This window comes from Stappia sp. TSB10GB4 (assembly GCF_900185745.1).
GTDB lineage: Bacteria > Pseudomonadota > Alphaproteobacteria > Rhizobiales > Stappiaceae > Stappia.
In genome coordinates this window covers 18,180-30,998 of record NZ_FYAV01000057.1, presented here as the reverse complement: position 1 = coordinate 30,998, position 12,819 = coordinate 18,180, and the positions used below count along the sequence as shown (strand labels likewise).

Genomic DNA, 12,819 nt, shown 5'->3' with positions numbered 1-12,819 from the left:
ATGCCGCAATACTATCTCGCCATAGATGCCGGCACCGGCAGCGGTCGGGCGGTGGTCTTCGACGACGCCGGCCGGCAGTGCGGGCTCAGCCAGGAAGAGTGGGCCCATATCAGCGAGGCCGGCGTCCCCGGCTCGATGAGTTTCGACTGTGCGGGGAACTGGCGGCTTCTCGCCCGCTGCATCCGCCGCGCCATCGCCAGTGCCGGCATCCGCGCGGATGAGATCGCGGCGATCAGCTCGACATCGATGCGCGAGGGCATTGTCGTCTACGACGCGGCAGGAAACGAGCTGTGGGCCTGTGCCAATGTGGACGGACGGGCGACCGCCGAAGTCGCCGACCTGAAAGCGCGGGACGAGGAACTGGAAGCGCATTTCTACCGCGTCAGCGGCCAGACCTTCGCGCTCGGGGTCTGGCCACGGCTGAAATGGCTGCGCCGGAACCGCCCCGGCATCTTCGAGAAAGCAGCCAGACTGTCGATGATCAACGACTGGGTCGCCGCCCGCTTGAGCGGCGAGATCGTGGTCGAACCCTCCAACGCGGGAACCACAGGGCTGCTGGACCCCGGCGCGCGGCAATGGTCGGACGCGCTGATTGACAGGGCCCAGTTGCCGCGCGAGCTGTTTCCGCGCGTCGTCGAGCCCGGTTCGGCGATCGGCGGCGTGACGGCGAAGGCCGCCGAGGAAACCGGGTTGAAGCCCGGCACCCCGGTGATCTGCGGCGGCGGCGATGTGCAGATGGGAACGCTGGGGCTTGGCGTCACCCGCGATGGTGATGCCGCAATTCTCGGCGGCACGTTCTGGCAACAGGTGATCAACATCCCGACGGGCCGCACCGACGACACGAGGCGGGTGCGTATCAATCCGCACGTGGTTGCCGGGCTGAACCAGGCGGAGTGCATCTCGTTTTTCGTCGGCCTGACCATGCGCTGGTTCCGCGACACGTTCTGCGGCGAGGAGAAGGAAGAGGCCGCCCGGCGCGGTATGGACGTCTATGCCCTGCTGGAGGAAATGGCCGCCAGGATTCCGCCTGGCAGCAACGGGATCATCCCGGTTTTTTCCGATGCGATGGATTTCGGGCACTGGTACCACGCGGCGCCCTCCTTCCTGAACATGTCGATCGAGCCGGGGCACACCACCAGGGCGAGCCTGTTCCGTGCGCTGGAGGAGAATGCCGCAATCGTCTCCAGCATCAATCTGGAACGGGTGATGAGCTTCTCCAAGGTCCGCATCGACAAGCCGGTGGTGTTCGCCGGCGGCGCGTCCAAGGGCGCGCTATGGGCGCAGATCCTGGCCGACGTTCTGGGTCGCGAGGTCGCCATCCCCAGGGTGCGTGAAGCGACCGCCTTGGGGTGTGCCGCGGTCGCAGCCTTCGGCATCGGAAATTTCTCGTCTTTGGCCGAGGCCGGATCGGAAATGTCCGAGGTGGAGCGCATTGTCACGCCCAACCCCACGATGGCGGAGACCTATCTCGCGGCACGGGAGCGCTGGGAACGCGCTTACCCCCAGCAAAAGGCCCTGACCGACGCAGGCGTGACCTCCGCCATGTGGCGCGCGCCGGGCGTCTGACTGTAAAAGCTATGAAGGTTGCCCGGGGTAGGGTCGCTTGCCCCGCCCCGGCCACGGATGACCGGACTAGGACGCGGCACTCACAGCGACCGCGAGCAGGGCTGGAACTACCTGCATGTCTGCGTCGATGACGCCAGGCGTCTAGCCTATTGCGAGATTGTGCCCAGCGCGACCCCAGCACCTTATTGACGCGTGCCCTCGCCTGGCTGCCCGGCACGGCGTACAGGCCAGTGCATAATGACCGACAGTTGCTCTTGGAAAGTGGTGGTAGCGGAGGAGGGACTCGAACCCCCGACACGCGGATTATGATTCCGCTGCTCTAACCAACTGAGCTACTCCGCCAGACCGGCAGCGGGCAGCAAGGCCCGCGCGAGTGAGCCCGCATATAGTCGGCGCCGCGCCCGACTGTCAAGAGAAGAGCGGCCGGACAAGTCGGCTTTTCCCAACGCAGTTTCGCATCCCGCCAAGACCCTGGCGCCAGAGCCGCTGATGACGCGAAAACACCCGTGACCGAGTTGCCGCAGACCGGCTTGCACCGCCCGTCGGCAATGCCATCGGCCGGCTGCCTCCAGCACGAGATGGTCCGAAGCGACGGTCAAGCGCATGACGGGCCGGAACGGCGGAGCCAGTACACCGCCAGACGGCAGAGCGGCCTGGCCCGACAACCGCGCGGAAAGTTGCGAAGGGCCCGCAGAGGTGCGAAGCGGATCTCGATCCCGAACGCCCGCTTCCCCTGCCCGGCTCAAGCGCGTTCCCCTCGCCGGCGAATTGGGCTAGAGCAGGGGCACGGCGACGGTCGGCCAGCACGCAAGGCAGGTCTTGCGGCAGGAGAAATCACACGCCGGCGACACGCGGACACAGCGAACAAGACGGGCAAGATGGCGGGCCAGAACGACAGCGAGACGGGTAGCAGCACCGACGGCGGCAGCGGGCTCGGCTCGCTCTTCGCCTTCCTGATCCGCGACGGCAATCTGATGCGCTCGCCCGTGCTCGCCTATGCGGTGCTGGCCAGCGTCACCCGCTCGGGCATGATCTACGCCATCAACACGCTGGCGGGGGCTGCCGCCATTGCCACGGGCGACGTCCTGCTGCTGCTCGCCGCCATCGCCTCGACGCTGACCTTCTCGCACCTCGCACGGGTCGCCAGCTTCCGCCTCGTCGAGACGACGAAGCGGCGCCTGCGCACCGAGTTGAGCCGGCGGCTGCTGGAGGCGCGTGCCGATTTCCTGTCACGCCGCGACCACGGCAAGGTCTATTCGATCGTCACCCACGAGGTGAACCAGATCTCCTATGCATCGGTGAACTTCATCCAGTCGCTGGAAGCGGCGCTGGTGATCGCTTTCTGCATCCCCTACATCTTCTATCTGTCCTGGCCGAGCGGCGTGGCGACACTCGGTGCCGTGGTGCTCGGCGCCATCGGCTACCTGCTGGCGCAGACGCCCGCGCAGGCGAGCGCCGAGCGGGCCTCGCGGACGGAATGGACCTTCTTCGACCGGGTCAACGACGTGCTGCGCGGCTACAAGGAGCTGCGGCTGCGGCGCGCCCGGCGCGACGGACTGCAGGCAGACATCCTGGATGCGGCGAGCCGCGAACGCGAGTTGAAGGTCACCGCCGAGCGCTTCTTCAGCCTCGGCCAGACGGTCGCCCAGGGCGCGATGATGGGCCTCCTGTGCCTGATCGTCGTCGGTCTGCCGCTTCTCGCCGGCACGCCGGCCGAAACCGTGCTGCAGGTGTTGACCGTCGTGCTGCTGACCTACGGACCGGTGGAAACGGTGATGGGCAATCTTGCGTCCTTCTCGCGCGCCGCCGTCGCCCGTCGCCTGATCGCCGGGTTGGAAAAGGACCTGATCGCCGAGGCGGAGGGCGACGCGTGCACCGCGCCAGACAATCCGACCCCGGCGTTTTCGCGGATCGAACTGCGCGGCGTGACGGCGACCCTGTCGGAAACCCCGCCACAGAGCGCCGGCGCCCCGGCCGACGACGAACGCTTCACCGTCGGTCCGCTCGACCTGGTGCTGAAGCCCGGCGAGGTCGTGTTCATCAGCGGCGGCAACGGCGCGGGCAAGTCGACGCTGATCTCGCTGCTGACCGGCCTGCGCCGGCCCGAAAGCGGCGAGATCCTGCTCGACGGAAAACCGGTGTCGGTTGCCGGCCTGCAGGACTATCGGGACCTGTTCAGCGCCGTGTTCAGCGAATTCCACCTCTTCGCCCGCCTTTATGGCCTCGACGCGGTGGAGCAGGCCAAGGTCCCGCCGCATCTCGCGGAGCTCGACCTCGCCCACCGGGTGCGGATACAGGACGGTGCGTTCTCGACCCTGGCGCTTTCGACGGGCCAGAAGCGCCGGCTGGCGCTGTCTGTGGCGCTTGCCGAGGCACGGCCGATCATCGTGCTCGACGAGTTCGCCGCCGATCAGGACCCCGTTCGCCGCAAGCTCTTCTACGAGGTCCTCGTGCCGCAGATGGCCCGCAACGGCCATCTGGTCATCGCAGTCACCCATGACGAGCACTGCTTCGACAAATGCGACCGGCTGATCCGCATGGAGGCCGGCCGCATCGTGTCGGACACGCGCATGCCCGGCGCGGCACACGCGATGGCGGATGCCGCGGCGAGCGCCTGATCCTCAGGCCTTCACCCGCGCGTTCTGCGGATCGTAGAGGGCACCGAGTTCGATCCGGGCCGGAACCCGCTCATTGGCGACGACGAGCTCGTAGCTGCCGGCGCGCAAGTACGCCTCGTCCACTCCCTCCGCCCGGCGCACATAGCCGTAGCCGATGGGCCGATCCACCGTGTAGCCAAAGCCTCCACTGGAAAGATAGCCGGCAAACTCACCATCACGCAGGATCGTCTCGCGGCCAAGCAGCACCACGCCCCGGTCCTCCACGGTGAAGCAGGCGAGCTGCTTGCGCAGCGGCGCGGCCGCAATGCGCTCCACGGCCTCCCGGCCGAGAAAGGGAAGACCGGAGCGCAGCTTGACCGCCCAGCCAAGGCCCGCCTCGAACGGGCTGTCGTTCGGCGTGATGTCGGCGCCCCAGGCGCGATAGCCCTTCTCCAGCCGCAGGGATTCGATGGCGCGATAGCCGGCCGGACGGATGCCGTGCGGGGCACCCGCCTGCATCAGCGCGTCGAACACCGCGCCGGTGGCCGCGATCGGAACATGCAGTTCCCAGCCGAGTTCGCCGACATAGGTGACGCGCAAGGCCCGCACCGGATGTCCGGCGATCTCGATCACCCGCACATGGCCGAAGGGGAAGGCCTCGCCCGACACATCCGCCCCCGGCGCGACAGTGGCAAGCACATCGCGGGCCTTCGGACCCATCAGCGACAAGGTGCCATACTCCTCGGTCACATCGACAAGGGTCGCGTTGGAGCCGGTGCGCAGGTGCTCGGAGATCCAACCTCCGTCATGGGTGCGGAAGCCCGTTCCCGTGACGATGTAGAACAGGTCCTCGGCAAGACGCGCTACCGTCAAGTCGCACTCGATGCCGCCGCGGCTGTTGAGGAGCTGGGTATAGGTGAGCCGGCCGGCCGGCTTGCCGACCTTGTTGGCGCAGATGAATTCGAGTTGCTCCGCCGCATCCGGGCCACGCAGCTCGAACTTGGCGAAGGACGACTGGTCGAACAGACCGACGGCCTCGCGCACGGCCCGGTGCTCCTCGCCGACCGCGTCGAACCAGTTCTGCCGGCCCATCGAATAGACGTCGCGCGGCTCGTCGCCGGAACGGGCAAACCAGTTCGGCCGCTCCCAGCCCAGCTTGGAGCCGAACACCGCGCCCCGTGCCTTCAGCCTCTCATACAGCGGCGAGACGATGCGCGGCCGGCCGCTTTCGTATTCCTCATGCGGGAAGACGATGGTGTAGTGTTTGCCATAGGCTTCCAGCGTGCGCTCGCAGACCCAGTCGCGGTCGCTGTGCAGGCCCGAGAAGCGGCGGATATCGACGCTCCACAGGTCGAGCGGCGCCTCGCCCTTCATCGCCCATTCGGCGAGCACCCAACCGGCACCGCCGCCCGAGGCGATACCGAAGGCGTTGAAGCCCGCGCCCACATACATGTTGGCGCATTCGGGCGCCGCGCCGAGAATGAAATTGCCGTCCGGCGTGAAGCTCTCCGGTCCGTTGATCATCTGCTTGACGCCGGTGCGTTCCAGCGCCGGGATCCGGTGGATCGAGTTGACCAGATGCTGCTCGAAGTGGTCCCAATCGTCCTCGAAGAGCTGGAACTGGAAGTCGTTCGGCACGTCTCCGGTCGTCCAGGCGATAGGGTCCGGCTCGTAGCCGCCGAGCGCAAGGCCGCCCACCTCCTCCTTGAAATAGGTGCGCCGGTCGGGGTCGCGCACGGTCGGGGTGTTGGAGGTGATGCCCTCGATCGCCTCGGTGATGATGTATTGGTGCTTGACCGGCTGCAGAGGCACGTTGACGCCGGCCATGGCGCCGACCTGCCGCGCCCACTGGCCGGCGCAGTTGACCACCTTGTCGCAGGCGATGCGCCCCTGCGTCGTCTCCACATGGGTGATGCGGGAACCCTCCATGACAAACCCGGTAACCCGCACGCCCTCGACGATCCGCACCCCGTGCATGCGTGCGCCCTTTGCCAGCGACTGGGTGATGTCGGAGGGACTGGCCTGTCCGTCGGTCGGCAGGAATGTTGCCCCTACCAGGTCGTCGACACGCATCAAGGGCCACATCGCCTTCACCTCGTCCGGCGACAGCAGATGCATTTCCATGCCGAAGCTGCGGGCGGTGGTGGCAAGGCGGCGATATTCGATCCAGCGGTCCTGGTTGCAGGCGAGCCGCAGACAGCCGGTCATCCGCCAGCCGGTCTCGAGACCCGTCTCGGCATCCAGCCGCTTGTAGAGGTCGACGGAATATTTCAGCACCTGAGTGATCGAGGCGGAGGAGCGCAACTGCCCGACGAGACCGGCGGCATGCCAGGTCGAACCGCTGGTGAGCTTGCCCTGCTCAAGCAGCAGCACGTCGGCCTTGTGATCGCGGGCCAGATGATAGGCGGTCGAGCAGCCGATGATGCCGCCGCCGATGACGACGATCTGGGCCTGCTGAGGAAGCGACATGGAACTAACCCTTTCCGAAACGGAGGCGGTAGCTGGCGAGCGCCGCCTCGTAGGCGGCGAGCGTTTCTGCGGTGTAGGCGACATAGTCGACGCCGGGCGCGTCGAGATGGAGCTCGGAGACGAGGCTCCACAGGGTCTCGCGCAGCAGCGAGGCGACCTGCATCGCCGCATGGGCATGCAGGAAGGCCGCCTCCGCCGGCGCGTCGAGATAGGTTTCCAGCAGATCTGCGGTCTCCATCTGCGAGAAACCGGCATTGGAGGCGACGCCGGCGAGGTCGAACATCGCTGTGCCGAAACCCGCATATTCGAAATCGATCAGCCACAGACGGTTGCCGTCATCGATGAAGTTGGCCGGGAGCAGGTCGTGATGGCCGAAGATGATGGGCAGGGCGACCTGCGCCTGTTCCATCTCCTGCGCTACAGTGAGGAACTGCGGCAGGCGACCCGCCATGCGCGAGTTGCCGGCGACCAGGGTGCGGGCATAGTCGCGGATCACATGGAAGACCCAGAAGATGAAGCCGGCCCCGCTGATCCTCGCCCCCATCTCGGTGTGGAAGCGGCGGATGAGCGCGGCGACGTCGGCGCGGCGGGCGCGCACGTCGGCGGGACCGAACGTGTGACCGTCGATGAACCGCGACACCATGATGCCCGGCTCGGCATGTACCAGTTCCGGCGCAAGGCCGAGCTCGACGGCAGCCCGCGTCACCATCGCCTCGCGTGCCCGCTCGACATGATGGAACGGGAAATCCTGGCCGAGACGCACGACGAAGGCTCCGCGTCCGTCGCGGACCAGAAAGCTGGCATTGGAGAGCCCGCCATGCAGCGGTTCGATCTCCGGTCGGCCGGACCAGACCGGCAGAGCCGCGATCCTGTCCCGCGTCGCGGCGGATCCGGGCGCATCGCTCATGCGCGTCCTCCTGCGGTATCGTTGAGGCCGAGGCGCTGGCGGCTCCGCTCGGCCGCGGCGGAGATCAGCCGGTCGGCGATGATGGCGATGAAGGCGACGGCAAGGCCCGCGACCAGGCCGCGCCCGGTATCGGCCTTGGTGAGCGCGATATAGACTTCCTGGCCAAGGTCACGCGTGCCGACAAGGGCAGTGATGACGAGCATCGACAGCGCCAGCATGATCGTCTGGTTGATGCCGAGCAGGATCTCCGGCAGGGCCAGCCGCAAGCGGACCTTGGTCATCAACTGCCAGGGGGTTGCCCCCGAGACGATGCCGGCCTCGACCAGTTGCGGGTTCACCTGGCGCAGCCCGTGCGCGGTGTAGCGGATCGCAGGCGCCACCGCATAGGCGACAACGGCGATCATCGCGGTGAAATCGCCGACCCGGAACAGCATCACCGCCGGCATCAGATAGACGAAGGAGGGCAGCGTCTGCAGCGTGTCGATGACGAGTTCGACCGCCTTCCACAGCCGCTCGCGGGTGGAGGCGAGGACGCCGACGGGAATGCCGATCATGCAGGCGATGACGACCGAGATGCCGCAGAGATAGACGGTCACCATCGCTTTTTCCCACTGGCCGGTGAAGGCGATCAGCGAGGCGAGCACGGTGACCAGAAGGGCGAGCCGCCAGCCGCCCAGCCGCCAGCCGAGCAGGCCCAGCAGCCCGGTCACGCCGAGCCAGGGCAGGTCGGCGAGAAAACGTTTCACCGGCACCAGCACGTTGAGCAGCAGCGCGTTCTTCACCGCCTCGATCTGGTCGAAGAAATTGACGTTGATCCAGCCGACGATGTCGCTGCCCACCGACCCGGTGGAAAGCTGCAAGGCCTTCGGATAGGCCTGCACCGGCGCGGCAACGAGGCCGGCAAGGGCAGTGACGGCAACAAGCAGGCAGCCGGCAACCGTATAGGGATGGCGCGCGAGCAGGTTTTTGCGCCGTGCGCCTTCCGCCTCGTGCTCCGGGCGGCGGCCGGCGAAGGCCTGGCTCAGCCTGTCGAGTGCAATGGCAAGCACAACGATGGCAAGCCCCGCCTCGATGCCCGCGCCGATGTCGAGGCGCCGCAGGGCGGCCAGCACGTCGAAACCGAGCCCGCCCGCGCCGATCATCGAGGCGATGATGACCATGTTGAGCGACAGCATGATCACCTGGTTGACGCCGACCATCAGCCCCGGCCGGGCACTCGGCACAAGGATGCGCCAGGTCATCTGCCGCCGCGAGCAGCCGGTCATCCGGCCCAGTTCGTGCGCCTCTTCCGGAACGGCCCGCAAGGCAAGCAGGCTGATACGCGTCATCGGCGGCAGCGCATAGATGATGGTGGCGACGATCGCCGACGTCGGGCCGAAACCGAACAGGAACAGGATCGGCACCAGATAGGCGAAGACTGGCACGGTCTGCATCAGGTCGAGCACTGGCCGCAGCAAGCGCTCGAAGGTCCGCCAGCGAAAGGCGGCAAGCCCGAGCAGCAAGCCGCCGACGACCCCGATCGGCACCGCGATCAGGATCGAGGCGAGCGTCACCATCGCGCTGGTCCACTGGCCGAAGACGGCAAGGAAGGCGAAGCAGCCGCCGACCAGCAGGGCGAGCCGGCGCCCTCCGGCGAAATGTCCCATCAGCATGGCAATGCCGATCACCGCGATCCAGGACAGCGGCGGCAGAAGTTGCACGGCAGCGCTGCCGCGTCCGTCGAGGATGCCCGTCGACAGCAGTCCGAGAACCAGACGATAGGGCGCCTCGACCATGCCTGCGAGAAAGCGGGTGAACTCGGTGAAGGTGAACAGGCCGAAGCTCGCATCCTCGACCAGCCAGCGCATCGCATCGCCGATCCAGCGCTGCATCGGGATGCGCCAGGGGCGGGGGATGTCGAAGGCCCAACCGGCATAGGGCTTGCCGAACTGCCAGAGCAGCACGAAAGCGACAAGTCCGACACCCCAGATCGCCTGCCAGCGACGGCCCTCCCCGCCGTCCGCGCGGACGGAGACGACAGGTGCCACGGCGGAACGCGACAGGCCGGCGGTCTCGCTCATGCTCAGCCCTGCATCATGACGGTGGCGACCGCATCGCGGGACAGTCGGCCGATCGGACGGCCGTCGCGCGTGCACACGCAAAGGTCCTGCGCCCCGCCGGCGAAGAGCGGGGCGGCATCGGCGATCGGCGTCCCCTCCTCGACGGTCGGCGCGCCGGCGGGAGCCGCTCCCGCCTCCATCAGGCTGCCGGCACGGATCACCTTGGCGCGGGCCACCCCACGGGTGAATTCGGCGACATAGGTATCCGCCGGCCGCAGCACGAGATCCTCCGGCGTGCCGACCTGCACCACCGCCCCGTCCTTCATGATGGCGATGCGGTCGGCCAGGCGGATTGCCTCGTCGAAATCATGGGTGATGAAGACGATGGTCTTGCGCAGCACCGACTGCAGGCGGATGAATTCGTCCTGCATCTCGCGCCGGATCAGGGGATCGAGCGCCGAGAACGGCTCGTCGAGGAACCACAATTCCGGCTCGACCGCGAGCGAGCGGGCGATGCCGACACGCTGCTGCTGGCCGCCGGACAGTTCGCGCGGAAAAAATCCCTCGCGCCCCTCCAACCCGACCAGCGAGATCATCTGCCGGGCGCGGGCCTCGCGGGCTGCCCTTGCCACGCCCTGAACCTCCAGTGGAAAAGCGACATTGCCGAGCACGGTGAGATGCGGCAGCAGCGCGAAATGCTGGAACACCATGCCCATGTGGTGACGGCGGATCTCGATCATCCGCTTGGGGCTCGCGGCAAGCAGGTTCTCGCCGTTGAACAGGATCTCGCCATGGGTTGGTTCGACCAGCCGCGACAGGCAGCGCACCAGCGTCGACTTGCCCGAGCCCGACAACCCCATGATCACGAAGATCTCGCCCTCGCGCACACCGAGATTGACGTTGCGCACCGCACCGACCACCCCGGCCCGCGCCAGCCGAGCACTGTCGGCCGCGTCCACGCCGTCGACGGGATAGCGCTCGGCCCCGTCGCCGAACAGTTTCCAGACGGACCGGCACTCGAGCTTTGCCGGGGGCTCCGCGGCCGCCAGGCTATCGCTTTGCTGCTGTGAAATGGTCAAGGTCGCTCTGCCTCGGCTTGCATGTCCGGTCGCCTCCACCGCCAGGACGGGCGAGCCGTCAGGCGACAGGCCGAAAAGAGGCTGCCGCCGCCCAGGGGATGGAAGACGGCGACAGCCAGTCGGGCAAGGGTGTTACTTGATCCACTCCGACCAGCGGCCGGTATTGGCTTCCATCCAGGCGGCGACCACGTCCTCGACGCTCTGTCCTTCGAGATCGACCTTGGTGATCATCCCGCCCATCTCGTCATTGTCGACGGAGAAGGCCGAAATCGCCTGGTGGGCACCGGGCCACTTGTCCTTCACGCCGGACCAGGCAACCTTCCAGATCGGCCCGCGCGGCTTGCCGCAGTCATAGGCCATGTCCGGGTTGGACCCCCAGGCGGGATCCTCGTAGCAGGCCTTCTCGTAGGCCGGGAACTCGACCCACTCGCCCTCGTATTTCTGCGGCGCCCAATGCGGCGCATAGACCCACAGGAGGATCGGCGCCTTGCGCTGATAGGCCGATTCGAGCTCGGCGAAGAGCGCCGCGTCGGTGCCGGCATGCACCACCTCGAACGGCAGTTCGAGCGCCTCGACGCGCTCGTCGTCATAGCCGCCCCAGGTCACCGGCGCCCCCAGATAGCGGCCCTTCGGCGCTGTCTCCGCCGTCGAGAAGGCCTTGGCGCACGCTTCGCTCTTCAGCGCCTCCCAGTTCGGCAGGCCCGGGCAGAGCTCCTTCATGTAGCTCGGATACCACCACTCCTCGATCGCCAGCATGCCGCTGTCGCCGAGATTCTCGACCTGCCCGGTGGCGGTCGCCTCGTCCAGTGCATCGCGGCCGGTGGTCTCCCAGATCTCCATCGCCACATGCAGGTCGCCGGTCTTCAGGCCGGCGAACTGGGCGATGTAATCGGCCTGGACATACTCGACATTGTAGCCGGCCTTCTGCAGCACCTCGCCCATGATCCGGGTGGTGATCAACTGGCCGGTCCAGTCGTGCAGGGTGAGGCGGATGGGGTCGGTGCTTTCCGCGGCCTGCGCCGACGTCCCCGCAAGGACGGTTGCGGCCATCAGGGCGGACAGGATCGCTGCCGCCGGGCGGACATGTGTCATGGCTGGTTCCCTCTGTATGCGCTCTGGAGGCAGCGCCCGCCCTTGTCGGATCTCTTCGGCGCCGTCACAGGATCGTCACTCCCGCCGCCAACCCTGTCAATGGATTTGAGGGAATAAATTGGCAAGTTGCGCAATTTTTGTGGTGTTTTGAGATTTAATGCCTGTTATTACCACAAAAACCACGTAATAAACCAAATTCGCAAACTGCCGGTGGTGCCATGGCTCTCAGCAAGCGTCAGACCCTGATCCTGGAACGCGCCCGCCGCACGGGCAGCGCCCGCATCGCCGATCTCGCCGCCGAGTTGGACGTCTCGCTGGAGACGATCCGACGCGACATCCGCTCGCTGGTGGAGACCGGCGAGGTCGTCAAGTCGCACGGACTGATCAGCCTGCCGCGCCAGGACATGGAAGCCCCGTTCGAGCGGCGGATGCGCGAGAATCTCGACGCCAAGATCCGCATCGCCCGCCATGTCGCCGCTGGCATCGCCGATGGCGACAGCGTCATGATGGACACCGGCACCACGACAAGCGTGCTGGCGCGCGAGCTGCGCGGCAAGACCGGCCTGACCATCGTTACCAACTCGTCCGATGTCGCCAGGACCCTGGCGACGGTCAACGGCAACAAGGTCTATATGGCCGGCGGCGAGCTTCACGGCGACAATGGCGCCGCCTTCGGCCGCTCGGCCATCGACTTCGTCTCCGCCTTTCGCGTCCGTCATGTGGTCATCTCCATCGCGGCCATCGATCCGGTGGGCGGCCTGATGGACTACCACCTTGCCGAGGCGGATTTCGCCCGTACCGTGCTCGGCTGCGGCGAGACGCGCACGGTCATCACCGACCACAGCAAGTTCAACCGGCGCGCCCTGGTGCGGGTTGCCGGCTTTCTGGATGTCGACCGGATCGTTACCGACAGGGCACCGCCGCCGGAAATTGCCGAGCGGCTGCTGGCCGCCGGAACCGCCTTGGAAATCGCCGCATAGCCCGGCTCCCCGCGCGGCCCTGCATTTGCCACGGAACTGCCGTTTGCCGTCGCCGGGATTCTCCATTAGGAACGGGCAACATCCTGCCCC

The 12,819-nt window shown here is 67.0% G+C and carries 8 protein-coding genes and 1 tRNA gene; 3 read left to right on the top strand and 6 right to left on the bottom strand.

What is annotated here, in order from left to right; translation table 11 throughout:
- Window positions 1-1,566: an autoinducer-2 kinase gene (lsrK, locus tag TSB10GB4_RS16305; RefSeq protein ID WP_186388321.1), complete on the top strand. Its 1,566-nt coding sequence runs from the start codon at window positions 1-3 to the stop codon at window positions 1,564-1,566.
- Window positions 1,567-1,831: 265 nt separating this feature from the next.
- Here lsrK and TSB10GB4_RS16300 read toward each other — a convergent pair.
- Window positions 1,832-1,908 (bottom strand) — tRNA-Met (locus TSB10GB4_RS16300).
- Between the two features lie 536 nt (window positions 1,909-2,444).
- Between TSB10GB4_RS16300 and TSB10GB4_RS16295 the strand changes: the two genes are divergently transcribed.
- Window positions 2,445-4,184 carry a cyclic peptide export ABC transporter gene (locus tag TSB10GB4_RS16295; protein WP_186396595.1) on the top strand — a complete coding sequence of 580 codons (1,740 nt, stop codon included), beginning with the start codon at window positions 2,445-2,447 and terminating at the stop codon, window positions 4,182-4,184.
- 3 nt (window positions 4,185-4,187) lie between these two features.
- Here the strand turns inward: TSB10GB4_RS16295 and TSB10GB4_RS16290 are convergent, their stop codons facing one another.
- From TSB10GB4_RS16290 to TSB10GB4_RS16270, 5 genes are all read right to left on the bottom strand, one after another.
- Window positions 4,188-6,632 carry an FAD-dependent oxidoreductase gene (locus TSB10GB4_RS16290; protein ID WP_186396594.1) on the bottom strand — a complete coding sequence of 815 codons (2,445 nt, stop codon included), beginning with the start codon at window positions 6,630-6,632 and terminating at the stop codon, window positions 4,188-4,190.
- 4 nt (window positions 6,633-6,636) lie between these two features.
- Window positions 6,637-7,539, bottom strand: a complete 903-nt coding sequence (locus TSB10GB4_RS16285; protein WP_186396593.1) for a choline/ethanolamine kinase family protein — start codon at window positions 7,537-7,539, stop codon at window positions 6,637-6,639.
- Entirely contained in the window at window positions 7,536-9,599 is a 2,064-nt protein-coding gene (locus TSB10GB4_RS16280) for a proline/glycine betaine ABC transporter permease (protein ID WP_186396592.1), read from the bottom strand. Before TSB10GB4_RS16280 ends, TSB10GB4_RS16285 begins: the two co-directional genes overlap by 4 nt.
- A 2-nt stretch (window positions 9,600-9,601) precedes the next feature.
- On the bottom strand, window positions 9,602-10,657 hold the full coding sequence (locus TSB10GB4_RS16275; RefSeq protein WP_244570933.1) for a glycine betaine/L-proline ABC transporter ATP-binding protein: 1,056 nt from the start codon (window positions 10,655-10,657) through the stop codon (window positions 9,602-9,604).
- Between the two features lie 132 nt (window positions 10,658-10,789).
- On the bottom strand, window positions 10,790-11,707 hold the full coding sequence (locus TSB10GB4_RS16270) for an ABC transporter substrate-binding protein (RefSeq protein ID WP_244293113.1): 918 nt from the start codon (window positions 11,705-11,707) through the stop codon (window positions 10,790-10,792).
- A gap of 260 nt (window positions 11,708-11,967) precedes the next feature.
- Between TSB10GB4_RS16270 and TSB10GB4_RS16265 the strand changes: the two genes are divergently transcribed.
- On the top strand, window positions 11,968-12,729 hold the full coding sequence (locus TSB10GB4_RS16265; protein ID WP_186388327.1) for a DeoR/GlpR family DNA-binding transcription regulator: 762 nt from the start codon (window positions 11,968-11,970) through the stop codon (window positions 12,727-12,729).
- Window positions 12,730-12,819: the final 90 nt, after the last annotated feature.